Annotated in this window: 22 protein-coding genes; 15 read left to right on the forward strand and 7 right to left on the reverse strand. The window is 66.5% G+C overall.

Features of this window, described 5'->3' with window-relative positions:
- Nucleotides 1-114: 114 nt before the first annotated feature.
- Nucleotides 115-1,764 carry a cutinase family protein gene (locus ACFK0J_RS39815; RefSeq protein WP_378735084.1) on the forward strand — a complete coding sequence of 550 codons (1,650 nt, stop codon included), beginning with the start codon at nucleotides 115-117 and terminating at the stop codon, nucleotides 1,762-1,764.
- A gap of 64 nt (nucleotides 1,765-1,828) precedes the next feature.
- On the opposite strand, the gene ACFK0J_RS39820 is transcribed toward ACFK0J_RS39815, so the two are convergent.
- A complete protein-coding gene (locus ACFK0J_RS39820; RefSeq protein ID WP_378735086.1) occupies nucleotides 1,829-2,971 on the reverse strand; it encodes a N(5)-(carboxyethyl)ornithine synthase in 1,143 nt (380 codons plus the stop codon).
- A gap of 126 nt (nucleotides 2,972-3,097) precedes the next feature.
- Here ACFK0J_RS39820 and ACFK0J_RS39825 point away from each other — a divergent pair, with 126 nt between their 5' ends.
- The 5 genes from ACFK0J_RS39825 (at nucleotide 3,098) to ACFK0J_RS39845 (ending at nucleotide 8,528) form a co-directional block, all read left to right on the forward strand.
- Nucleotides 3,098-3,829, forward strand: coding sequence for an arginase family protein (locus tag ACFK0J_RS39825; RefSeq protein WP_378735088.1), 732 nt, complete (start codon nucleotides 3,098-3,100; stop codon nucleotides 3,827-3,829).
- 164 nt (nucleotides 3,830-3,993) lie between these two features.
- The gene (locus tag ACFK0J_RS39830; RefSeq protein WP_378735089.1) at nucleotides 3,994-4,989 is read left to right on the forward strand and encodes a DMT family transporter; all 996 of its coding nucleotides are present in this window, start codon (nucleotides 3,994-3,996) and stop codon (nucleotides 4,987-4,989) included.
- A gap of 45 nt (nucleotides 4,990-5,034) precedes the next feature.
- Nucleotides 5,035-5,688, forward strand: a complete 654-nt coding sequence (locus tag ACFK0J_RS39835; RefSeq protein ID WP_378735091.1) for a class I SAM-dependent DNA methyltransferase — start codon at nucleotides 5,035-5,037, stop codon at nucleotides 5,686-5,688.
- Nucleotides 5,689-5,822: 134 nt separating this feature from the next.
- Complete coding sequence (locus ACFK0J_RS39840; protein WP_378735093.1) at nucleotides 5,823-7,175, forward strand: wax ester/triacylglycerol synthase family O-acyltransferase; 1,353 nt, start codon at nucleotides 5,823-5,825, stop codon at nucleotides 7,173-7,175.
- A 228-nt stretch (nucleotides 7,176-7,403) separates the two neighbouring features.
- Nucleotides 7,404-8,528: an NAD(P)H-dependent flavin oxidoreductase gene (locus ACFK0J_RS39845; protein ID WP_378735095.1), complete on the forward strand. Its 1,125-nt coding sequence runs from the start codon at nucleotides 7,404-7,406 to the stop codon at nucleotides 8,526-8,528.
- A gap of 67 nt (nucleotides 8,529-8,595) precedes the next feature.
- On the opposite strand, the gene ACFK0J_RS39850 is transcribed toward ACFK0J_RS39845, so the two are convergent.
- Nucleotides 8,596-8,811, reverse strand: coding sequence for a hypothetical protein (locus tag ACFK0J_RS39850; RefSeq protein WP_378735097.1), 216 nt, complete (start codon nucleotides 8,809-8,811; stop codon nucleotides 8,596-8,598).
- A 37-nt stretch (nucleotides 8,812-8,848) separates the two neighbouring features.
- Here ACFK0J_RS39850 and ACFK0J_RS39855 point away from each other — a divergent pair, with 37 nt between their 5' ends.
- On the forward strand, nucleotides 8,849-9,250 hold the full coding sequence (locus ACFK0J_RS39855; protein WP_378735099.1) for an SDR family NAD(P)-dependent oxidoreductase: 402 nt from the start codon (nucleotides 8,849-8,851) through the stop codon (nucleotides 9,248-9,250).
- A gap of 121 nt (nucleotides 9,251-9,371) precedes the next feature.
- On the opposite strand, the gene ACFK0J_RS39860 is transcribed toward ACFK0J_RS39855, so the two are convergent.
- Nucleotides 9,372-10,148, reverse strand: a complete 777-nt coding sequence (locus ACFK0J_RS39860) for a GntR family transcriptional regulator (RefSeq protein ID WP_378735101.1) — start codon at nucleotides 10,146-10,148, stop codon at nucleotides 9,372-9,374.
- A gap of 106 nt (nucleotides 10,149-10,254) precedes the next feature.
- On the opposite strand from ACFK0J_RS39860, the gene ACFK0J_RS39865 reads away from it, so the two are divergent.
- The 6 genes from ACFK0J_RS39865 to ACFK0J_RS39890 all read left to right on the forward strand — a co-directional run bounded on the left by ACFK0J_RS39865 (nucleotide 10,255) and on the right by ACFK0J_RS39890 (nucleotide 17,206).
- The gene (locus tag ACFK0J_RS39865) at nucleotides 10,255-11,745 is read left to right on the forward strand and encodes an ABC1 kinase family protein (protein ID WP_378735103.1); all 1,491 of its coding nucleotides are present in this window, start codon (nucleotides 10,255-10,257) and stop codon (nucleotides 11,743-11,745) included.
- Nucleotides 11,746-11,873: 128 nt separating this feature from the next.
- Nucleotides 11,874-13,496 carry a flavin-containing monooxygenase gene (locus ACFK0J_RS39870; protein WP_378743342.1) on the forward strand — a complete coding sequence of 541 codons (1,623 nt, stop codon included), beginning with the start codon at nucleotides 11,874-11,876 and terminating at the stop codon, nucleotides 13,494-13,496.
- Nucleotides 13,497-13,514: 18 nt separating this feature from the next.
- Nucleotides 13,515-13,901 (forward strand): hypothetical protein, encoded by a 387-nt coding sequence (locus tag ACFK0J_RS39875; RefSeq protein ID WP_378735105.1) that lies wholly within the window; start codon nucleotides 13,515-13,517, stop codon nucleotides 13,899-13,901.
- Nucleotides 13,895-15,469, forward strand: coding sequence for a flavin-containing monooxygenase (locus ACFK0J_RS39880; RefSeq protein WP_378735107.1), 1,575 nt, complete (start codon nucleotides 13,895-13,897; stop codon nucleotides 15,467-15,469). Before ACFK0J_RS39875 ends, ACFK0J_RS39880 begins: the two co-directional genes overlap by 7 nt.
- Nucleotides 15,470-15,651: 182 nt before the next feature.
- The gene (locus tag ACFK0J_RS39885; RefSeq protein WP_378735109.1) at nucleotides 15,652-16,446 is read left to right on the forward strand and encodes a 2OG-Fe(II) oxygenase family protein; all 795 of its coding nucleotides are present in this window, start codon (nucleotides 15,652-15,654) and stop codon (nucleotides 16,444-16,446) included.
- Nucleotides 16,433-17,206, forward strand: a complete 774-nt coding sequence (locus tag ACFK0J_RS39890) for an SDR family NAD(P)-dependent oxidoreductase (RefSeq protein ID WP_378735111.1) — start codon at nucleotides 16,433-16,435, stop codon at nucleotides 17,204-17,206. The genes ACFK0J_RS39885 and ACFK0J_RS39890 overlap by 14 nt, the downstream gene beginning before the upstream one ends.
- A 6-nt stretch (nucleotides 17,207-17,212) precedes the next feature.
- Here ACFK0J_RS39890 and ACFK0J_RS39895 read toward each other — a convergent pair whose 3' ends face one another.
- Nucleotides 17,213-18,061 (reverse strand): SDR family NAD(P)-dependent oxidoreductase, encoded by an 849-nt coding sequence (locus ACFK0J_RS39895; RefSeq protein WP_378735113.1) that lies wholly within the window; start codon nucleotides 18,059-18,061, stop codon nucleotides 17,213-17,215.
- 86 nt (nucleotides 18,062-18,147) lie between these two features.
- Entirely contained in the window at nucleotides 18,148-19,047 is a 900-nt protein-coding gene (locus tag ACFK0J_RS39900; RefSeq protein ID WP_378743344.1) for a polysaccharide deacetylase family protein, read from the reverse strand.
- A gap of 206 nt (nucleotides 19,048-19,253) precedes the next feature.
- Here ACFK0J_RS39900 and ACFK0J_RS39905 point away from each other — a divergent pair, with 206 nt between their 5' ends.
- Entirely contained in the window at nucleotides 19,254-21,626 is a 2,373-nt protein-coding gene (locus tag ACFK0J_RS39905; RefSeq protein ID WP_378735114.1) for a flippase-like domain-containing protein, read from the forward strand.
- Here the strand turns inward: ACFK0J_RS39905 and ACFK0J_RS39910 are convergent.
- Nucleotides 21,623-22,333: a methyltransferase domain-containing protein gene (locus ACFK0J_RS39910; protein ID WP_378735116.1), complete on the reverse strand. Its 711-nt coding sequence runs from the start codon at nucleotides 22,331-22,333 to the stop codon at nucleotides 21,623-21,625. The genes ACFK0J_RS39905 and ACFK0J_RS39910 overlap by 4 nt on opposite strands.
- A 98-nt stretch (nucleotides 22,334-22,431) precedes the next feature.
- Between ACFK0J_RS39910 and ACFK0J_RS39915 the strand changes: the two genes are divergently transcribed.
- Nucleotides 22,432-23,025 carry a TetR/AcrR family transcriptional regulator gene (locus ACFK0J_RS39915; protein ID WP_246634265.1) on the forward strand — a complete coding sequence of 198 codons (594 nt, stop codon included), beginning with the start codon at nucleotides 22,432-22,434 and terminating at the stop codon, nucleotides 23,023-23,025.
- Nucleotide 23,026: 1 nt separating this feature from the next.
- Here the strand turns inward: ACFK0J_RS39915 and ACFK0J_RS39920 are convergent, their stop codons facing one another.
- Nucleotides 23,027-23,365 carry a cupin domain-containing protein gene (locus tag ACFK0J_RS39920; protein WP_378735118.1) on the reverse strand — a complete coding sequence of 113 codons (339 nt, stop codon included), beginning with the start codon at nucleotides 23,363-23,365 and terminating at the stop codon, nucleotides 23,027-23,029.
- Nucleotides 23,366-23,380: the final 15 nt, after the last annotated feature.

Genomic DNA, 23,380 nt, shown 5'->3' on the forward strand with positions numbered 1-23,380 from the left:
CTATGGACCCGACAGCGTAACGCTCGCATCCCAATTCCCGACGTGTTTGGTGACGCATTGCCCGTCGGGGGGCTTTGTCCGTCCACTTGTTGGTTATGGAATGGGGATCAGGACATGGCTTTTCGCGAGTTCTTCGCGCGACACCGTATCGCCTCGGCGGTCGCCGCGCCGGCGGTGCTCGGAGTGGCGGCGGTCGTCGCCGCCTCGCTGGCGCTGACATCGACGCCGCAGACCAGAGATACACAGCTCACCACGTCCGTCACGGAGTGCAGGGACATGGTGACCATCTCGGTCGCCGGGCGCGGTGACACACCAGTCGCGGGGACCACGAAATTACTGCTCGACGCCAACGGTAAAGAATTGCCCGCCGCGATGTCCGGCGATCACCAGAGCAAGTGGGTCGATCCGGTCGTCAACGCGCCGGCCGGTTCGGTCGACCCCGACGCCTACGCCGCTGTTTACATCGCGTATCCGGCGAACATGGCCACTTATGAAGACGCCGTCAACGCGGGTGCCGCGAATACCGAACAGGTGATGCGGGAGATCGCGCGGGCGTGCCCCGCCACCAAGTTCTCGATCGTCGGATACAGCGAGGGCGCCGACGTCGTCCGCCGCGTCGCGATGAAGGTCGGGCATCAGGAAGCCGACAAGGACGGTGCGTACGGGATCGTCGATCCGAACAATGTCGTCGGTGTCGTCATTCTCGCCGACGCGGGCCGTTCGGCCGGAGACGGGCCGTTCATCGGCGCGAAGGACCCGCACGGCAATCCGGACGGCTTCGACCAGAAATATCAGAACGGCAAGAACCCGACCCCTGGTAAGGGTGCGCTGCCGGGTACCAGCGGTGACTTCGGTGCGCTGAACGGCAAGATCGCGTCGTTCTGCTCCGACGGCGATCTCACCTGCGCGGCACCGGAAAACATTTCGCTGCTGCAGTTGGTGGTCAATGTGGGTAGGCAGTTGAACGTCGACGCACTGGAAAAGGACGGGCTCACCCCGGCGACCGGACAGGACGTCGCCGTTGTCCTCAGCCGTATCGCACTCGCCGCACTCGCGGACATCCAGTCGCAGCCGAATTGGATGCAGAGTGACGAGACCTTTCTCCAGGTGCTGCTGAAGGTGTCGGATCCGGCATACAAGCCGGGCCAGACGCCGAAGACCCCGGCCAAGGCGGACGCGATCGCGGCGGGCGACATGTCGCCGCTGGCCTACCTGCCGCAGAAGGTGCTGAACGAGATCATCGGTCTCATCGTCACGAACCAGAACACCATCCCGGTCGTGATGAGTGACCCGTACAAGCAGACCCTCGGCCCGAACCACAGCGGTCACCACTTCGACTACTGGCGCGACGCCGACCCGGCCAACGGAAAGCCACTGACCTCCGCCGAGTACGCGGCCGCCTGGATCACCCACCTGGCGAAGCAGGCGCAGGCGGGCAAGAAGGTCGACGCCACCGCCAAGCCCGCACCGGCCGAACTCGCCGCCGCCTACAAGGAAGTAGTGGCGACCACCGCCGCACCGACCAAGACCCCCACCGCTTCCCCGACGACCACCAGCACCCCGAGCGGCACCACGACCACCACGCCCCCGGCGACCTCGACACCGCCGACCACAACAGCCACCCCGGAGGCCACAACCTCCCCGGCCCCCTCTTCGGTAGCGACACCCACCGAGACCGCAACGCCGACCACCACCGCACCACCCACCACAACAACGCAGTCGGCGGCCCCTACCACCACCAGCACACCCCCGGCCACCAACTGACCCGAAACCAAAAGACCCTGTCCACCGCATTACGCGGCGGGCAGGGTCTTTTCGCGACCAGAGGTCAGACGATGGCGTAGGGGTACGCGGCGGCGCGGTTCTGGAAGGAGAGAATTCGAAGGTTTTGGACTCGGCCGTCGCGAATTTCGATTGCGCGGCGGACGGTTTCGTTGCCGTCCCAGGCATCGGGGCCAGCCATGACGATGGGGAGGTATTCGAGGAGGGCTTCGGAGTTTTCCCAGGTGGCGGAGTTCCACAGGAAGGAGGGGCTGTGGTCGACGGCGTAATAGTGCAGGTCGTCGCCGATGGTGAACATGGGAGACACGAACGAGGTGGGGCGGGCCCATTCGAAACCCATCCCTTCGTCACAGGAGACATCGACGAACAGGGTGCCGCGGGCGAACAGGGGTAGGTCCTCGTTCATCACGAACATCAGCGGTTCCTCGGTGTCCTGGAGGATGCAGTTGACGACCACGTCGTACTGGGCCAGCATCTCGGCGAGCGGCCCGGGTTCCGGCGCCTCGAGGGCGAGGGTTCGGCTGGGGTTGGCGGGGTCGCGCTCGAAATGCTGCATCCGGACGGACGCGAACGGCGAGGCGACGGCCGAGACGCTGCGCTGGGTCAGCACGGTGACGTCGCTGATGCCGAGTGCGTTGAGCGCACGGACCGCCCCGCGGGCGGTGGCGCCGAAGCTGATCACGGCCGCGCGCATCCGGCGGCCGTAGTCGCCGCTGGATCCGCGCAGCTGTAGCGCGTGCAGAACGGAGCAGTAGCCGGCGAGTTCGTTGTTCTTGTGGAAGACGTGGACGCTGAAGTTGCCTTCCTTCGTCCAGTGGTTCATCGCCTCCCAGGCGATCAGGGTCAGACCACGGTCGACGGCCAGCTGGGTCATCCGCTCGTCCTGCACACAGTGCGGCCACCCCCACACCACTTGGCCGGGGCGCAGATTCGCGAGGTCCTCGGGCAACGGCTTGGGCAACAACAGCACGTCGCATTCGGCGAACAGCTCTTCGCGGGTGCGGTGCCCGCCGACCAGCGGGGCCAAGTGCTCGTCGGTGTAACCGAATCGGTCGCCGTAGCCGTGCTCGAGGAAGACGCGGTCGCGAAGCCCGGGATCGATCCGGTCGAGGTGCGCCGGATGGATGGCCAACCGATGTTCGTCCTCCTTGCGGGAGGTCCCGACTACACCGATCGTTAGTTGCTTCACCAAATGAGTCTACGCGCCTGGCGCGGTCGAGGCCCGGCCACACCTGGCCTGGTCAGCGCCGCGATCACCGCATCGTCGCCGAATAATGGAGTGCCGCCCACCCGTCGCCGAATTAGGCTCGGGCCCATGCGTTTTCTCGTCCCCTACCACCTCGACGAGCACAAGCCCGAGTTGGACGCGCCGATCACCCCCGATGCGGTGATCACGGCGGAGCTACCGAACGTCGACGACCCATGGGCACGAATGGCCGTGCTGTACGACACGGTGGCGCAGCGAGTGGCCGAAGCGGTCCGCGGGGGCGGCCGTCCGATCGTCGCGTCCGGCGACTGCACGACATCGCTCGGCATCGTGACCGGGTTGCAGCGGGCCGGGATCGACCCGGCGATCGTCTGGTTCGACGCACACGGCGACGTCCAGACGCTGGAAACGTCCACCTCCGGTTACCTCGGCGGCATGCCGCTGCGGATGCTCACCGGTTACGGACGGCACCTGCTCGCCGATCGAATCGGTTTGCGCGACATCCCCGAAGAACGCGCCCTCCTGGTCGACGGCCGGGACCTCGATCCGCCGGAAGCGGAATATTTGCGGACGGCCCGGATCCGGCACCGCACGGTGACCGACCTCGGTGAGCTGCCGGACGGTCCGCTCTACCTGCATCTCGACTGCGATGTGGTGGATCCCGGCGACCTGCCCGGACTGATCTTCCCCGCACCGGGCGGGCCCAGCCTGCAAGCGGTTTCCGGTGCGGTGCGCAGCATCGTGGACACCGGCCGGGTGGCCGCCTTCGGTCTGGCCTGTACCTGGCACATCGGTCAGGGCAGCGTCGAACGCGTTCGCCCACTGGTCGAATCTGTCTGAGGCGGCACTGTTCTCGACGGATAAGTGGCCTGGCCGCAGCGGCCACAAGTGGACCTGTCGGATGATCCGACGTTCTGTATAAGCTCCCGGTTGATCGAAAGCGAGTGGAGCATGCCAGTTACCCGAATCTCCCCCATAGTGCTGTGCCGAGCGGCGGTCGCGCGATGACGCAACGTGGGTGGGCATTGTTCCTGGCGATGGGCGTCATCTGGGGCGTGCCGTACGCGATGATCCGGATCGCGGTGGTGGACTTCGATCCGGTCGCGGTCGCGTTCGCCAGGACGTTGATCGGGGCGCTGGTGCTGTTGCCGATCGCGTTGTACACCAAGGCGCTCGGCCCGGTGTTCCGGCGGTGGCGGCCGTTGCTGCTGTACACCGTCCTGGAGATCGTCGGGCCGTGGTGGTTCATCGGGTTCGCGGAGACCACATTGAACAGTTCGACCGTCGGTTTGCTGATCGCGGCGGTGCCGTTGATCGCCGTGGTGGCGGTGACCAAGCTCGGCGGCGACCGCTTCGATCGGCGCCGGGTCACCGGGCTGATCGTCGGGTTCGCCGGGGTGGCCGCGCTGGTCGGTCTCGATATCGATCTGTCCAACCCCACCGCCATGGCCGCGATCGGCTTGACCACCATCGGTTACGCGCTCGGCCCGATCGTGATCAACCGGTCGCTCGCCGACCTGCCGCCGCTGGGTGTGGTGACCGCGTCCCTGATCGTCGCCTCGCTGATCTACGCGCCGTTCGCGGCATTGCGCAGGCCGACAAGCTATCCCGCTGATGCGACGCTGTCCGTGCTCGGCCTCGCGCTGCTCTGCACGGCCGTCGCGTTCCTGTTGTTCTTCGCGCTGATCTCCGAGGTGGGCCCGGCCCGCGCGACGGTCATCACCTATATCAATCCGGCGGTGGCGATCGTGCTGGGCGTGACGGCACTCGGCGAACCACTCACCGCGGGCATGGCGATCGGCTTCCCGCTGGTGATCCTCGGCTCGATCCTCGGCACCGCCCGCAGCCGGGAGAAGACACCGGAGGACGCGCTCTGCACCACCCCCGCCGCTCCCGAGGCGGCCGTCCAATTACCGGAGCGACCAACGGCGGTCGACGACCGCACAGTGCTGCCGCCAACTCATCCAGAGGCAACGTCCGGGTCGGCGCGCACACCCTGACGACCTGGCCGCGGCACGCGCGGGTCGCGCGTGGATGATGTTGGGGTGGTTGACAATCAGGGCACACCAGCCGACGTGAACATTACCCGCGACGCCTACGACGACATCGCGACCGTCTACGCGGAATTCGCCGAGCACATTCTCGCCAGGCAACCGTACGAACGCGCGATGCTGGCCGTGTTCGCGGAACTCGTGCACGCCAACGGTTCCCGCACGGTGGCCGACATCGGCTGCGGCCCCGGCCGCATCACCGCCCACCTGGCCGACCTCGGCCTCGAAGCGTTCGGTATCGACCTGTCGCCGGAAATGATCAGCCTCGCGCGGCGGCGGTACCCGGAGCTGACCTTCACCGAGGGTTCGATGGAGCAGCTGGCGCTGGGCGACGCCAGCGTCGGCGGGCTCGTCGCCTGGTATTCGACCATCCATCTGCCGCCCGAGCGACTCCCGCAGGTGTTGACCGAGTTCTATCGGGTAGTAGAAGAGGGAGGGCACGCGCTGCTGGGATTCCAGGCGACCGACGCACCCGACACGGTAGAAGCGTTCGACCACAAGGTGACTCGCGCCTATCGGTGGTCGCCGGAACGGCTTGCCGGATTGTTGCGCGACGCCGGATTCACGGTGCGCTCGCAGCTGGTCCGGGAGCCGGATCCGGACGAACGTTTCCAGCAAGCCTACTTGCTGGTAACGAAGCTTCGCTGATTCGCACAGCGGAGGCCGTCCGGTCCAGGTAAGTTGGTGGTGTCGCGCAGGATTCATGGCTGCGCGCGGGCCCGCCCGACAACGTGGTCGATTCGATTGCAACCACACCACTGTCGTCAGGGGGCGACCACACCATGGAACTCATCGCACCGATCGATGCCGTCTTCCTTCTCGCCGAATCCCGCGAACACCCGATGCACGTGGGCTCGCTGCAATTGTTCGAGGCACCCGAAGACGCGGGACCGGACTTCGCCCGCGTCACCCACGAAAAGTTGTTGGCCTGCAAGGACATCGACTCGACCTTCCGTAAGCGCCCGGCCACCCTCTTCGGCGCACCGCAACTGGCCTGGACCCGCGAAACCGACGTCGAACTGGGGTACCACGTACGGCGGCTCGCGGTACCGCGCCCCGGTCGCATGGACCAGTTGGTCGAACTCGCGTCCGTACTGCACAGCACGCTGCTCGATCGGCATCGCCCGCTGTGGGAGATCTACCTCATCGAGGGCCTCGCCGACGGCCGCTTCGGCGTCTACTCGAAGATGCACCACGCCCTGATCGACGGCGTCTCCGCGCAACGCGTGCTGCAGCGGACACTGACCAGCGAACCGATGGGTGAAGCCAAGGTCCCCTGGAACCTGCCGAAGCCACCGCGCAAAGACCACGCCGAGGCGCCTTCCATACTGCGCGGCACGGCCCGAAACCTGTTGTCCGCGGCGGGATCCGGACCGGCGATGCTGCGGGTGGCCCGCGCCGCCCTGCTCCAGCAGCAGTTGACGCTGCCGTTCGAGGCGCCGCGCACCATGTTCAACGTGCCCATCGGCGGCGCCCGCCGCACCGTGGTCCGCTCCTGGCCACTGGAACGGATCAAGCAGGTGAAGAAGGCCACCGGCTCGACCATCAACGACGTGGTGCTCACCATGTCGTCCGGGGCGTTGCGGTCCTACCTGGCCGAGCGGAACGCGTTGCCGGACAAGCCATTGATCGCCATGGTGCCGATGTCGCTGCGCTCGCCGGACGACACCGAGACCAACGGTGTGAAGGTCGGCGCGGTGCTGTGCAACCTCGGCACCGATATCGCCGACCCGCTGGACCGACTACGCGTGGTCAGCGATTCGATGCGCAAGAGCAAGGACGTCTACAGCTCGCTGTCGAACACCCAGACCATGGCGCTGTCCGCACTGATGCTCAGCCCGCTCGCCCTCAGCCTGCTCCCCGGCCTGATCCCACTGACCAGCCCGGCGTTCAACATTGTCATCTCGAATGTGCCCGGCCCGCGCGAACCCATGTATTGGAACGGCGCCCGCCTCGACGCCACCTACCCGATGTCCATCCCGTTCGACGGCCAGGCCGTGAACATCACGCTGACCACCAACGCGGACAATCTCGACTTCGGCCTGGTCGGCTGTCGACGCAGCGTGCCCGAACTCCCGCGGCTGCTCGACCACCTGGAGAACGCGCTCACCGAGTTGGAGGAGGCCGCCGTCTGACGGAGCCATTCCGAGCAAAACTAGAACGTGTTACTGTCGAGTGATGGTGCACCGACCCGTCGAGGAAGTCGCGGCCGCGTCATGGCGATACGTGCGGCCCGCGGCTGATTCGAGGGGTCGGGGTCCGACCGTGGACCCGCGAGCACCGCGGACAACTATGTAACTCGTTCTAGGACAGCTGCTGCTCGTCGTTCGCGGCGGCGGAGCGGTGAGGGAGACCAGCACGCCATGCGTACCGAAATCTGCGAACGGCTCGGGATCGAATTCCCCATCTTCGCGTTCACGCACTGCCGCGACGTGGCGGCCGCGGTCAGCAATGCCGGCGGACTCGGCGTGCTCGGTGCGGTCGGCTTCACCGCCGACGAGCTCGAGGTCGAGCTGAGCTGGCTCGACGAGCATGTGCACGGCGTATACGGCGTCGACCTCGTCATTCCCAGCAAGTACGAGGGCAAGGGCATGGACGGCCTCACCCCCGACGAGCTGGAAGCCAAACTGGCGGAGCTGGTTCCGCACGGTCACCGCGACTTCGCCGAGAAGATCCTGGCCGACCACGGCGTCCCGCAACTGCCCGACGGCGAGCGGCACAACCAACTGCTCGGCTGGACCGCGACGACCGCCGCCCCGCAGGTCGAGGTGATCCTGCGACACCCGAAGGCCAAGCTGGTCGCCAACGCGCTCGGCACCCCGCCCGACGACGTGATCAAGCAGGTGCAGGACTCCGGCAAGCTCATCGGCGCACTGTGCGGGTCGGTGAAGCACGCGCTCAACCACAAGAACGCGGGGCTGGACTTCGTTGTCTGCCAGGGCACCGAGGGTGGCGGGCACTGCGGCGAGATCTCGTCGCTGGTGCTGTGGCCGCAGGTGATCGACGCCGTCGGCGACCTGCCGGTGCTCGCCGCGGGCGGCATCGGCAACGGGCGTCAGGTCGCCGCCGCGATGGCGATGGGCGCGGCGGGCGCGTGGACCGGATCGCTGTGGCTGACCGTCGAGGAGGCCAATGTGCCGCCCGCGCAGATGCAGACTTACATCGATGCGTCCAGCCACGACACAGTGCGTTCGCGCTCGTGGACCGGTAAGCCGTGCCGCATGCTGCGCAACGACTGGACCGATGCTTGGGAGCAGTCCGACACCCCCGACCCGCTGCCCATGCCGCTGCAGATGATGGTGGCGCTGGACGGCGTCAAGCGCGGGCACCGCTACCCCGAGGCCGCCAAGGACGTGAACTTCAACCCGGTCGGCCAGGTGGTCGGCATGATGAAACGGGTCGAGCGCTCCGCCGACGTGGTCGGACGACTGATCGAGGAGTACGTGGAGGCCTGCGATCGGCTCAACAAACTCAACGGTGGGCTGTAGTCGGTCGGTCCATTCCGGCGAGTTCGCGCCGTTGGCGTCTCCGGTTAGGTCGGCGGCAGATCGTCCGCTAGTCCTCGGATTCCAGCCGCTTGCCGAGGAAGCGGTCGAGCCTGCCGAGCACGGCCTCGGGGATCAGCCGGTTCATCAGGTCGGACAGGTCGTCCACCTTCAGCAAGCGCGCGACCGCGCGGGCGCCACCCGGTGATACCCGGGTGGCCAGATAGAGGGCGCGTGCCTCGATCGGCGTCGGCACCACCGCCGGATTGCGGGCGGCAACGCGCACAATCGTTTTCGCGATCGTTTCGGGACTGTGCGCGCTATTGCACGACCAAGGCGGCCGCCCAAATGCTCACCGAGGGTTTGCGATTGGAGTTCGCCGGAACCGGCGTCGGGGTGAGCGCGATCGCCACCTGGTGAACATCTCCTCCATGGCGGCTTTCGCACCCGCCCGGCTCGTTACGCCGTACAGCGTCAGCAAGGCGGGGGTGAAGCATTTCAGCGAGACGCTGCGCGCCGAGTTCGCCGGACACAAGATCGGCGTGACGGTCGTGTGCCCCGGTCTGATCGCGACGAATCTCGCGGCGACAGCGGCGGTTTCGTCGGTCACCGCGGATCAGGTCGAGATCGGCAAACAGGGCATTACCAAACTTGTTGGTCCCCACCGGAATCTGTCGAGAGTTGAGCCAGGTATGCCACAGGCCCTCGGACGAATACCGGCTTGACCGAGGGCCGTCGGCACACTTGGGCCACACCCTTGGCCTACATTTGTCTGAGACAGATAGTCGAGGGTGTCGACCGCTCGATGCCTCGCCGTCCAAGCGGACGCCGACGACGATGGTGCGATCAGGCGGTGGCCGCGTGCCCGTCGTCCGCCTGCTCGTCGGCCCCGCCGACCAGCTCCTCGAAGCGCAGGATCACCCGCTCGTGGTACATCCCGAACAGATCCTCGAACAGCGCGACCTGCGCGTCGGACGGGCCGGAACCGGAGTCCCACACGGCCGCGAGCGCCCGCCAGACCAGCACGTGCAGGTCCGGCGCGCCCGCGAAGAACGCCTCGACCGCCTCCGGCACCTCGAGCACCATCTCGCCGACCGAGTTCAGAATCGCCCGCTGCATAGTGAGTCCGAGCGCGGTGAGCAGCTTACGGACCAGGCCGACCTCGATCGCCAGAATCTGGCGCAGGTCCGGATCGTCCTGCCGGGCAAGGGATTCGAGCTTGTCGATCTCGGCCTTCAGCACGGCCTGGTCGACGGCCTGTTCGCTGCCGGTGTAGGCGAGCAGCGTCTCCATCACGATGCCGCGCTCGACATCGATGATGTCGCGGAACATCTCTATCGCGATGTCCGGCATCGGAATCGAGAAGCGGAACAGCTGCCGGTACACATCGACGCCGCCGGCTTCGCGGACATCACGGATGGTAAAGCCCTTGCCACGGCGCGCTTCGACGAAACCGTTCGTCTCCAACCGCCCCAACGTCAGCTGCGCGGTCGCCCGGTTCATGTCGAATTCCTCGGCCACCTGGCGGACGGAAGGCATGAGATCCCCCGGCTGATATTCCCCCGCGGCAACCCGGCGTGCCAACTCATCGGCAACGTCGGCGACTACCGTCTGGGATCCCATCGAAGTCACCTTTCGACTACGTTCGAATACGTCCCAGACAGTCTAAGCCCTACTGTGCCAGACTGCACGTGTGCAACACTGGTCCGCGCACAGTGTGAGGTGAGTCATGGCGATCCGGCGCAGCGGCGATAGTTCTGACGAGGGTTCGACGAGCAGGCGCTCGCGCTTGTTCGCGTCCAGGTCCGACGGCAAACCCCCAGTTCGCACCGCTGTTCGCAATGCCAAGCTCGCCGCGCTGCCATTGGCCTTCGCCGGGCGACAGGCCGCGGGCGTCGGCAAGCGGGCGCTCGGCAGATCGTCCGAAGAAGTCAATCGAGACATCCAGTTGCGCACCGCGCAGCACATCTTCGAAGTACTCGGGGAACTGAAGGGCTGCGCCACGAAACTCGGTCAGCTGCTTGCCATTTACGAACTGGCACTGCCGCCCGAGATCGCCGAGCCCTACCGGATCGCGTTGAGCCAGCTGCAGGATTCGGCGCCGATCATGCTGCCGAAAACCGTGCATGAAGCCATCGCGGCCAGCATGGGCGAGGACTGGCGTTGGCATTTCCAGGAATTCGACGATCGCCGCGCGGCCGCGGCCTCGCTCGGCCAGGTGCACCGCGCGGTGTGGCACGACGGCAGGCCGGTCGCGGTCAAGGTCATGTACCCCGGTGGCCGCCAGGCCGTAGAGGGCGACCTGGAGCAGTTGCGGCGAATCTGCCACCTGGCCACCATCTTCCTGCCCGGCGCCGACGTCAAGGCGGTCACCGAGGCGATCTGCGACTGCGTGCGCGAGGAACTCGACTACGCGGCCGAAGCCGAATATCAACGCGCCTTCGCCGCGGCCTACGCGGACGATCCGGACTTCTATGTGCCGCAGGTGGTCGCGCAGCGCGGCGACGTGTTGATCACCGAATGGGTCGACGGCACACCGCTGACCCGCATCGTGGCCGCCGGCGCGCAATCCGAGCGCAATCGGGTCGGCATGCTCATGCTTCGGTTCGTCACCTCCGGCTGGGGACAGCACGGGTTGCTCTACGCCGACCCGCATCCCGGCAATTTCCGGGTGCTGCCGGACGGGCGCCTCGGCGTGGTCGACTTCGGGGCCTGCTGCGCTTGGCCGCCGGAGGGCTTCCAGGAACTGGCCCTGGACTACTGCAAGGCCTTCTTCGATGGCGGCGGGCCGCAGGAGTTGGCGGCGGCCACCCGGCGGCACGGTTTCGTGGCCTCCGGACGCACCTTCGACATCGAGGCGCTCTACGCCGCGATCGCGCCGTGCAGCGAGCCGTTCAAGCATCCGACCTATCGGATGACGACGCCGTGGCTGCGCAGGCAGGTGCTGCGCACCACGAATCCGCGGCTGTCGAATGTGGTGCGGGAGATGACGATGCCCGCCTACTTCACCCCGTTCGCACGCTCCGCGCTCACCTTGGTCGGCGTGCTGAGTCAGCTGGAAGCCGAGGGTCCCTACCGCGACGAGATCCTGCGCTGGCTGCCCATGCTCGCCGAGGCGCTCGGTGCCATCGAAGACCCGGACCCGGATCGGCCGGTGGATTTGGCCGCGGTGCGCAAGCAACGCGCCGGAACGCCGAACCGCCAGATGTCGGTGGGCTGACTCCGGTCGACCGGAGACCGCCGCCTCGACCGCGGCAACGGCGTCTCGCCATGCGACCACGCCCTGGCCAATCTGTCCCAGACAGTGTTATCGTCGCCGTAGCACTACCAACGGAGGTAACCGTGTCGATAGCACCTGCGCAGGCGGCGCACTCGCGTTCGGTCGAGCAACCCGACTTCGAAGTCGTCGTCATCGGCGCGGGCTTCGGCGGTATCGGAATGGGCGTCGAACTCCGCAAGGCGGGCATCCACAACTTCCTGATCGTGGACAAGAACAGCGATATCGGCGGGACCTGGCAGGCGAACACCTATCCCGGTGTGGCGGTGGATATTCCGTCGGTGTACTACAGCTTCTCCTACGAGCCACCCAAGGTGTGGTCGCGGATGTTCGCGCCCGGCGCCGAGGTGAAGGCATACGCCGACCAGGTGGTCGACAAGTACGGTCTGCGGCCGCGAATCCTGCTGAATACCAGGGTGGTTGCCGGGGAGTGGGACGAGCGGAACCACCTTTGGCGCGGCAAGATCGACACCGGCCAAGAGGTGACCTCGCGATTCGTTGTCGGTGCGGTCGGCGGGCTGGAGGTGCCGAAGATGCCCGATATCGAGGGCATCGACAAATTCGGCGGCAAGATCGTGCATACCGCGCGGTGGGATCACGACTACGACTACGCGGACAAGCGGATCGCGGTCATCGGCACCGGTGCGACTGCGCTGCAACTGATTCCGGAGCTGGCCGATATCGCGGCGAAACTCACGGTATTCCAGCGGCGCCCGATCTGGGTCGCACCGAAACCGGACTTCCCGATTCCCACGTTCGCCAAGAACCTCATGGTCAATGTGAGTCCGCTGCGCCGAATACTGCGTGCGGCGGTCACCCTCGGCATCGACTTCGGCATCTCCGGCGTCGGGGTATTCCACAGCCGGATTCCACGGGTGGTGCAGCTAGCTCAGCGCGGCGGCGGATGGCTATACCGGGCGCAGTTGCCGGATGATCCCGAGCTGGCACAACGGCTGACGCCGGACTACGCACCGGGGTGCAAGCGGCCGTCGGTGTCGAATCGATACCTGCGCACCTTCACCAGGGACCATGTCGAGCTGGTCACCGATCCGATCGAGAAGGTCACCAAGACCGGTGTCGTCACCGCGGACGGAGTGCTGCGCAAGGCCGATGTGCTGGTGTGCGCCACCGGTTTCCGGGTCATGGACAAGGGCTGCACACCGCCGTACCCGCTGGTCGGCCGGGACGGCCTCGACCTCGGCGAATTCTGGGATCGCCACCGCTATCAGGCGTATCAGGGCGTGACGGTGCCGAAGTTCCCGAATCTGTTCCTGATCACCGGACCATACGGGTTCGCGGCGGGCTCGTATCTCGCGATGATCGAATGCACCAGCCGGCATGCGGCACGCGCGATCAAGGAGGCGCGCAAGCGCGGCGCCACCGCGGTGGAGATCAAGCAGGAGCCGCACGACGCCTACTTCCGGCAGTGCGTACGGCGCGGGTCGCAGACGATGTGGCTGTCCGACGCGTGCGCGGACTCCAACACCTATTACGTCAACTATCAGGGTGATCCGGCGGCCATCCGGCCGAGCACGCATCTGGAAATGTGGTGGGGAAACAAACACTTCCCGTTCGACCACTACTCCTTCACCCAGGTGCGCGGTGGCGTGACCGGCGACAGCGAGGATGTCCGGTTCACCAACGCGGCCCTGACCGAGTTGGTCCGCAGCCGCAGGCTGAGCGTCCGGACCTAGTCGTACCAAGGAGAGACAGTGCGCAGCAGAATCATCGGCCGTCGCGGGCGGCGCAAGGCGAACCGGGCACTGGCGACAGCCAAGACAGCTCAGCCTCCCGTGGTGATCACGGCACGACCACCGGACAGTAAGCGCGCCCGGGCATTCGGACTCGGGCTCGCCGGTACCGGCGCGGCGCATTTCACCGCGCCGCGAGCCTTCGATCAGCTGACCGCACGGGCCTTCCCGCGATCGACCCGACGATGGACCTATCGCAACGGTTTCACCGAAGTGGTGCTGGGACTGGCGATCACCTTCCGGCGGAGCAGGCCGATCGGGTCGGTCGGCTTCATCGCCTATCTCGCCTTTCTAGCGGCGCGCTTCTCGGGCGCCCGACCCGAACAGTCTGGAGCGCACACATGGTAGCCCCGCCGAAAGACCATGAGGTGGTCGTCATAGGTGCCGGTCCGGGCGGTATCGCCGCGGGAGTGAAGCTGCGCGAGGCCGGTATCGAGGACTTCGCCATTCTCGAACGGGCCGACGAAGTCGGTGGTAGTTGGCACGAAAACCGCTACCCAGGCTTGAGTGTGGACGTTCCGGCCCTCACCTACCAGTACTCGTTCGCCCGGAACCCCAACTGGACCAGGTTCTTTCCGCGCGGACCCGAGGTGAAGGCCTATCACGTCGACGTGGCGAAACGATTCGGCCTCTACCCGCACCTGCGGTTCGGCGTCGATATCGTGCGCCAGGTTTGGGACGAGCGGCGGCATCTGTGGCGGTTGCACACCGCCGACGGATCGGTGGTCACCGCACGCTTCGTGATCAGCGCGGTCGGCGCCTTCGTCAACCCGAAGGACGATCCGGGCATACCGGGTCTCGCCGCCTACACCGGCAAGTTGCAGCGGCCGAGCGACTGGGACGAGGACTACGACTACGCCGGTAAGCGGGTCGCCGTCATCGGCACCGGCGCGAGCTCGGTGCAGATCGTGCCGACTCTCGCCCCGCACGTCGCCGAACTCGCGGTGTTTCAGCGGACCCCGGTCTGGTCGGTGCCCAAACCCGATATGGCGGTGCCGGAGTCGGTGAAGACCGTGCTGCGGCTGCCGGGCGTGCAGGCGGGCATCAACAACGCGGTGCTCGTCGTCATCGATATCGGCCTGCGCGCCGGTGTCTCGGCCCCGCTGTGGGCGGTGCGGCCGGTGCTGCGCACGGCGGATGCGGTGGCGATCGCGGCGTATCGGCGGTATCTGCGCTGGGTGGTCAAGGACCCGGCCACCGCGGCGGCGCTGGCACCCGACTACGGCCCGATTGCCAAGCGGCCCACCATGTCCAACTACACCTTCGCCTTCAATCGGGACAATGTCGGGCTGATCACCGAGCCCATCAAGCGGATCACGGCCGCGGGCATCGAGACCGCCGACGGCGTCGAGCACACCTTCGACATGATCGTGCTGGCCACCGGATACGAGGTGTTCTCCGATCCGGAGACCTACAAGCCGGGCACCATCGTCGGACGGAACGGGTTCGATCTGAGCACGTTCTTCACCGAGCAGGGCCTACAGGCGTATCAGAGTGTGGCGCTGCCGGAGCTGCCCAATCGGTGGATGCTGGTCGGACCGTACTCGTGGACCGGCAGTGGCTGGCACGCCTTCGTCGAGATGACGGCCGATCACGCGGTGCGCGCGATCACCGAGGCGCGGCGCAGAAAAGCCGACGTGATGGCGGTTCGCCAATCGGTACACGACGCCTACCATCGGCGCATCCACCGCAAGGCCGCCGCACTGCGGTTCTACCTGACCGAGCTCAATGGTCACGTGCCGACGTACTACCGAAATTCCCAGGGCGACACCACCTATGTGCGTCCGTCGGGGTTCTTCGAAGCACGCCGCGGCAACCGCAAGTTCCCCCTCGAGGACTACGAATACGGTGTGCTCGCCGCCGCCGATCGCCCCGAGACGACCAACGGAAAGGCATCCCTCACGGTCACCGCATGACCCCGGCCGCACGGTCGCGAACTTCCGGAACACGAGGGGTTGCCGGAAACCGCGCCGTGCGATCGACTCGCTGCCCTGGCTGACGATCCCGGCGCATGCCGCTCACGCACAAAACGAACACCACCAGCGCAGGTCATCCGCACGCCCTTATGATCGCAAGTGGGTTCGACCGTGAGGGAGCGATGGTGACAACCGAGTGGGTACTGGACGCACCGGCGAAGGCACAGCGGTTCGCGGACCTGTTCGCCCATCGGCGCTGGATACGCCGCAATCAGCCGTTCCCGCACGTGTATGCCAGGGACGTGTTCGTGCCGGAGTTCTACCAGCGGATGACCGATGAGCTGACGCGGCTGCGCCGCGAGCGGCCCGAACTGTTCGGGAAGGTCGCGGCGGATTACAGCGCCGACGGCGTACGCCTCGCCGATCTGCGGGACGGCCCGCTCGGCGTGTTCGTTTCCAGGGAGTGGCACGACCTCATCGCGGGCATCGCCGGCGTCACGGCGACCGGGGATATCGAGGGGTCGCTGCACCATCACGCGCCGGGCGCCCCGTACGGTTGGCCACACAACGATCTCAACCCCGGCTGGTTCCCCGGCGATCCGCCCGGCCCCGACGAGGTGCGGCTGCCGGACGAGACGGTGAACACCAAGACCGGCGAGCGTGCCCCGGGTGTCATCGCGCGCGAGTCGGTGCGGGCCGTGGCCGTGCTGTTCTATTTCGGCAACCCGGGCTGGCAGCCGGGTGACGGCGGCGAGACCGCGCTCTACGACAACATGTCCGAGGGCGAGAAGCTGCCCGAGCTGACCCTTGTTCCGCCACTGGACAATTCCCTGATTCTGTTCGAGGTCACGCCGCGGACCTGGCACACCTTCGCGGGCAACAACACCAAGGACCGCAACAGTTTGGTGATGTGGGCGCACCGCACCAAGGACGACGCCTTGCAGCGCTGGGGAGGAGACAGAATTGTCTACTGGTGAACGCCGGGTCTGTCTGATCACGGGCGCCAGCGGCACGCTCGGCGACGTCTTCTGCCGTTCCTATTACACCGAATACGACATCGTCGCGGTCTGCCGCACCCGCACGCCCGCCGTGCCGTCGCAGCTGGAGTGGTTCGTCGATCCGCTCGATCCGGAAAAGGCGGTGCCGGAGAACAATTCGCGGATCTTCGTGGTCCGCGCCGATCTCACCCGGCCGGGCGAGGTGGAGCGGGTGGTCGATCTCGCGCTGGCCCGGTACGGCAAGGTCGACCTGCTGGTCAACAATGCCGCCCACATCCGGCTGCACCCGCGCGGCATCGTCGACGGCGACGGCGCACTGGAGCAGTTCGAACCGCATTTCTCCCTGAATGTAGGTGTGCCGCTGCGATTTTCGGCTCGGCTCGCGCAGCGGTGCTGGCTGCACGCCGGGCCGGAGAACCGCGCGCGGAACCGGAACATCGTCAATGTCTCCAGCATCTCCGGCTCGGAGGTGTACCCGGGGCAGACACTGTATTCCGCCTCGAAGGCCGCGCTCAATCAGTTGACCCGGAATATCGCCGACGAGTTCGCCGAGTTCGGCGTGCGCGCGAATGCCATCGCGCCCACCAGTTTTCCGGCACTGGTACCCACCGAGCAGGTCGCGCAGGCGATCGTCGAACTCGATATCAGCACCTTCACCGGCGGCGTGTTCGGCGTCGGCGTCGAGCCGGACGCGGCGGACGGCAACCGCGACACCCAGTTCGCCGACGCCGAACACTGACCGCCGCTAGCTGCCCGACCCGGTGATCCGCTCCGACATTTCCCACAACTGTTGAGCGAGAGCGGCGTCCACCGCCTGCTTGTTGCTCGGCGGTTCCAGTTTGAACCGGTGGAAGTACTGTCCGTTGATGCTGCCGTCCGGTGTCGTCGCCAAGTGCACCAGCGGTTCGGCGCCCTTTTCCGGTCGAATGAAGAACGGCTTGGCCAGCGGCGACCGGATGAGCATGCCGAGGCCGAACGGTGCGTGGTCGTACACGTGCGTGGCGACGGCACCGGGATGGAAAGCGGCGGTGATCAATCCGGTGCCCTCGGTGCGCCGGGCCAGCTCGCGGGTGAACAGGATGTTCGCCAGCTTCGACGCGGCGTAGGAGCCCATCTGGGTGAACGACCCCGTTCGCGCGTTGATGGTGTCGAGGTTCAGTCTCGCCATCCGATAGGTCACACTGGCGGTGTTGATCACCCGGGCCTGCGACTGTACGAGCCGGTCCAGCAGCAGGGTGGTGAGCAGGAACGGGGACAGGTGGTTGACCTGGAAGGTCAGTTCGTTGCCGTCATCGGTCGTGGTGCGTTTCGGCCAGGCGCCGCCCGCGTTGTTGGCGAGCACATCGATGCGCGGGTAGCGGTCGAGCAATTGGTGAGCGAGCTTGCGCACCTCGTCGAAGCGGGCGAAATCGGCGAGGAACGGCTCCGCGCCCGCCTTGGCCGCCACCTCGGCCGTCCGTTCCGGCGAGCGACCGACCACCGCGACGGTGGCGCCGAGCTCCGCCAGTTTCGCCGCCGCCTCGGCGCCGATGCCGGAACTCGCACCGGTCACCACCACCGTCTTACCTGTCAGATCCTGGTCCTGCACAGCCATTCTTGCCTCCCGAGCATCCTCTGATCAGCAATTGGACGTAGTCCGTCCGCAGACCCGCGCTGGTCTGAGCGAAGGCGGGGTACGCCTCAACTGACCTGATCGTGTTCGGCGGGCGCGGATTGAGCAAGGGGTGACGCGCCCGCAAAATGCGCTGCGATGTCGTCGGCCGTGGTCAGCCAGACCCCCGGATGGTTCGCCACCCGCTCGAGCGCCTGGTCCAGGTACTTGGCCCGGAACGCCTGGCCGATGACGAACGGGTGCAGCGCGAGCGCCATGACCCGGCCGCTGTCGGCCGACTCGGCATAGAGCTGGTCGAGTTGGTCCTCGACGATCCGCACGAAGTCGGGGCCGCTGGTTCCCTTGCCGAGGAACAGGGTGTTGTCGTTCAGCTCGACCGTGTAGGGGACACTCAGCATCCCGGGCACATTCAACCGGTACGGCTGGTCGTCGTTGGTCCAGTCGAGCACGTAGTTCAGCCCGAGTTCGGCCAACAGCTCTGGGGTGTGGAAGGTTTCGGTGAGCGCCGGTCCCATCCAGCCGCGCGGCCTGCGACCGGTTGCCCGCTCGATGGTCTCGACCACCTCGGTGAGATACCGGCGCTCCTCCTCGATGGACATGTCGGCCTGGAAGATCGAGTTGTTCTTGCCGTGCGCAAGCCAGGCCCAGTCCCTGGCCAGGCCCGCCTCGATGATCTGCGGATGGTGCTCGACCACATCGGAATTGAGCAGCGCGCTGGCGCGGATGCCGTGCCGATCCAGGATTCGGATGATCCGCCAGATGCCGACCCGCGGGCCGTAATCGCGCCACCCATAGTTCAACGGGTCGGGGGAGAGGTGGGCGGTGCCGGGGAAGATGCTCGTCGAAGGCCGATCGACCTGATAGTGCTCGACGTTGAGGCCGACGTAGAAGGCGACCCGGGCCCCGTCTGGCCAGCGGATCGGTGCGCGGTCGACGATGGGGCTGTAGTCGTAGAGCTTGTTGTCCATACCGCCGATTCTCGAATCTGACACCTATGTCAGGTTCAACCTCGGAGCCGGGTGAGATACAACACAGCCGCCTGCGCCGACGTCCATTTGGCCAGGACATCCGCGGCGTGTTGGTGTGTATCGTGCTCGCCGGTCTCCTGCATACTCACCGAAAGGTGAGCGAGGGTGGCCGACGCAGCTCCAACTCGAGCCGAAAGTACCTACACATGCGAGTCGACGGGCGGGAAATCCCGGTAACGGGCAACCTGCTACAACCGCTGATCCGGCGGACCAGTGACATCGTCCGAGTGGTGCTCGCGGCGTTGTGGGTTGCGATCGTCATCGCCGCGTCGCTGATCACCCGGCCGGAATGGCTTGCGCTGGAACGTTCGGTGTCCAATATCGTCGGCTTCCTCAATCCCGACCAGTCGAACCTGGTGTACCTCGTCTACGGCATGGCGATTCTGGCGCTGCCGTTCGCCATCTTGATCGAACTGATCATCGGCAGGCAGTGGAAACTGCTCGCGGGCTACGCGGCGGCCGGGCTCACCGCCGGACTGTTGCTCTCGATCACCGGAACCGGCCTTTCCGCGCCGAAATGGCATCTGCAGGTGCCGGACCGGCTGGATACCTTCCTGTCGCAATTCATGGACGATCCGCGCTGGATCGCCATGCTCGCGGCCGTGCTGACGGTATCGAGCCCGTGGCTGCCCACCCGACCGCGGCGGTATCTGTGGTTTCTGCTGCTGGCGTTCGCGCCGATCCACTTGGTCGTCAGCACGGTGGTGCCGGCCCGGGCGATGTTCGGACTCGCGGTCGGCTGGCTGGTCGGCGCGGTGATCGTGCTGGTGGTCGGCACTCCCGCACTGGAGGTGCCGCTCGATGCGGCGGTGCGGGTGCTGGCCAAACGCGGGCACACGGTCACCGGGTTCACGGTGGTGCATCCGGCCGGACGTGGCCCGTTGGTGCTGGCCGCCACCGTCGACGGACCCGAGCGCGGACTCGTCGTGGAGATGTACGGCAAGAACCAGCGCAGCTTCGGTGCGCTACGTCAGCTGTGGCGCTGGCTCACCTTCCGCGCCAGCGAAACCGCGGCGCTGCACACATCGTTGCACCGCGCCGTCGAGCATCGCGCGCTGATGGCGATCGCCGTCGGCGAGCTCGGCCTGGCCAGCAGCACGCCGGTCGCGGTCGCGGCCCTGGACCGCGGCTGGATGCTGCACGCGCACACGCTGCCGAAGGGCGCCCGGATCACCGAACTACCCGCCGACCAGCTGACCGGGGTGTGGAAGTCGCTCGGCGTACTGCACCAGGGGCAGATCTCGCACGGCGACCTGCGCCCCACCGAAATCCGAATCGACAACGGCACCACGCTGTTCGGCGGATTCGCCAGCGCCGAGTACGGCGCCTCGGAAAAGCAGCAGCAATCCGATATCGCGCAGCTGCTGGTGTCGACGACCGCGATCTTCGGCAAGGAACCGGCGGTCCGCGCCGCCATCGAATCGCTGGGCGAGCAGCCGGTGCTCGCCGCTGCCAGCCGATTGACCAAGTCCGCCATGCCCGCCGGGCTCCGCAAGACGGTGCCCGGCTGGAAGGACGCCTTGGCCGCGGCGCGCGACGAGGTGCGCAAGCAGACCGGACAGGACCGGATCGAAGCCGAGCAGATCACCCGGTTCACCCGCAACCAGATCATCCAGCTGGTGCTGCTGATCGGGCTGGTGTACGTCGCCTACCCGTTCATCAGCGCGGTGCCGACCTTCTTCACCCAGCTGAAGACGGCCAACTGGTGGTGGGCATTGCTCGGCCTCGCCGTCTCCAGCCTGACCTATGTCGGTGCGGCCGCGGCCCTGTGGGCCTGCGCGTCCGGCGCGGTGAGCTTCAAGAATCTGGTGATCATGCAGATCGCCAATACCTTTGCCGCGACCACCACCCCGGCCAGGGTGGGCGGGCTCGCGCTCAGCGTGCGATTCCTGCAGCGCGGTGGTATCGGCGCGGTGCGCGCCACCGCCGCGGTGGCACTGCAGCAGGCGGTACAGGTGATCACGCACCTCAGCCTGCTCGTCGTGTTCAGCATCGCGGCAGGCACCTCCGCCGATCTTTCTCACTTCGTCCCGGACGCCACCGTGCTGTATCTGCTGGCCGGTGTCGGCGTCGGCATTATCGGCACCTTCATGTTCGTGCCGAAATTGCGGCGCTGGCTGAACAATTCGGTGCGCCCGCAATTGCAGGAAGTGCTCGGCGAGCTCGGCGAGTTGGCGCGCGACCCCAAGCGTTTCTCGGTGATCATTCTCGGCTGCGCGGCGATCACCCTCGGTATGGCGGGGGCGCTGTGGGCCAGCGTGGAAGCGTTCGGCGGCGGCACCACCTTCGTCACCGTCACCATCGTCACCATGATCGGCGGCACGCTGGCCTCCGCGGCGCCGACACCCGGTGGCGTCGGCGCCGTCGAGGCGGCGTTGATCGGTGGTCTCGCCGCCTTCGGCCTGCCCGCGACCATCGCGGTGCCCTCGGTACTGCTCTACCGGGTGCTCACCTGCTGGCTGCCGGTGTTCTGCGGGTGGCCGACGATGCGTTGGCTCGCCTCGAAGGACATGATCTAGCCGCTGGTCGCCTTGGTGGCGAGCAGAACTCCGGTCGCCGGTGCGACCGGATGGAATTCCACGGTGGTGAATCCGGCCGTGCTCAGCAGGTCGCGATAGCGGCGAATGTCCACCGCCGCCAACGGGTCCTCGTGCACCGCGGTCTCGTCGTGGGTGCGGCGTGCGGCAAAACGTGCCATGACGCGCACCACGGCGGGCAATACTCGGCCGGTCGGATGCGTATCGGCAAGCAGCAACCGGCCACCGGGCCGCAGTATCCGGAACATCTGCGCGACGGCCGCCGGCCGTTGTGCCTCCGGGATATGGTGCATGGCGAAGGTCGAGGTGACCACGTCGAACGCGGCATCGGGCAGCGCCAGTGTCTGAGCGGCACCGACTTCGAATCGGCAATTAGGTACCGCACGGGAATGTTCGGTCGCGTAGTCGATCATTTCCGGCGCGGGATCGACGCCGACTACGCGACCTTCCGGACCGACTCGCTTGGCCAGCGCGCGGGCGAGATCACCTGGGCCACAACCGATATCGACCGTCTGATCGCCGGGTGCCGCGCCGCTGAGCGCGACGAGCCGAGCGTTGAGGCGCGTGCCTCGGCCGAGCAGGAATATGGCCTTGAATACCCGATAACTCCGTGGCTTGGTAAGCAGAACTCCGGTTTCGGTGTCATGGTGGCCCTGTCGAATGGAAGACTGGGGTGCGTTTTTGGTCATGTGTTCATGGTCGGGAGGTGCCGCCGCATCGGCCAGAGGCAAAACTACGGAAACCGTTCCGTTCGGGACGGATTCGCGACATTTGTACGGGAGGCACATTGTCGTCGGACGTTAAAAGACTGACGGGCAGCACGGATCGCCGGGTACGGCGGACCAAAAGCCTGCTGCATCGGGCGTTGATCGAACTCATGCTGGAGCGCGGCTACGACCGAATCTCGGTACGGGACATCCTGCACCGGGCCGACGTCGGACGGTCCACGTTCTACGCGCACTTCCGCGACAAGGACGATCTGCTGCTGTTGAGCAGTACCGATTATCTGCGCGCCGCGGTGACCGCGCCCGGATCCGCCGCCGATGCCGATGCCGCACCACTGGCCCCGGTACACACGCTGTTCCAGCTGGCCGCGGCGAATCCCGAGGTGTACCAGGCATTGCTCGGTCGCAAGAGCGGTGCGCTGCTGCTGCGAACGACGCGGGAGATGGTCGCCGAAATCCTCGCCGAACGGCTCGCCGAACAGCTCGACATGGACGAGGCCGAATTCGCCGCCACCATGACGTTTCTGTCCTGGGGGGTGGTCGGCGTGCTCGGGGCGATCGCCGATGCCGACCCGCCGCTGCCGCCGACCGAGGCGTATCAACGGTTGGAGAAATTGCTCGGGCCAGGCCTGTCCAGGCGGGTCCGAGCAGGCTGATTCAGTTTCCGTACTGCGCTGTCTCCGGGCGCTCGATCAGCACGATATGCGCGGGCTCATCGGCGACAGGTCGGTGCCGAACCCCTTTGGGCACCACGAACAACTCGCCGGGGTGCAGGGTCACCGGATCTTGTCCGGCCAACTCGATCCGGAACGTACCGTCCCAGCACAGGAACAGTTCGTCTTCGTCATGGTGGTGCCACGGGAACTCTCCGGCCAGCTGGGCGACCCGCACGACGGCGTCGTTGACGACGGCCAGCTCACGTTGCTGAAAAGGACCGGGCAGCCCGGCGATCGCCTCATGGATCGATACCGGCCCGGTGATTCTTGCTGCTGTCATGGCGGTAATCGTCGG

Origin of the sequence: Nocardia brasiliensis (genome assembly GCF_042691675.1) — a bacterium.
GTDB classification, from domain to species: domain Bacteria; phylum Actinomycetota; class Actinomycetes; order Mycobacteriales; family Mycobacteriaceae; genus Nocardia; species Nocardia brasiliensis_D.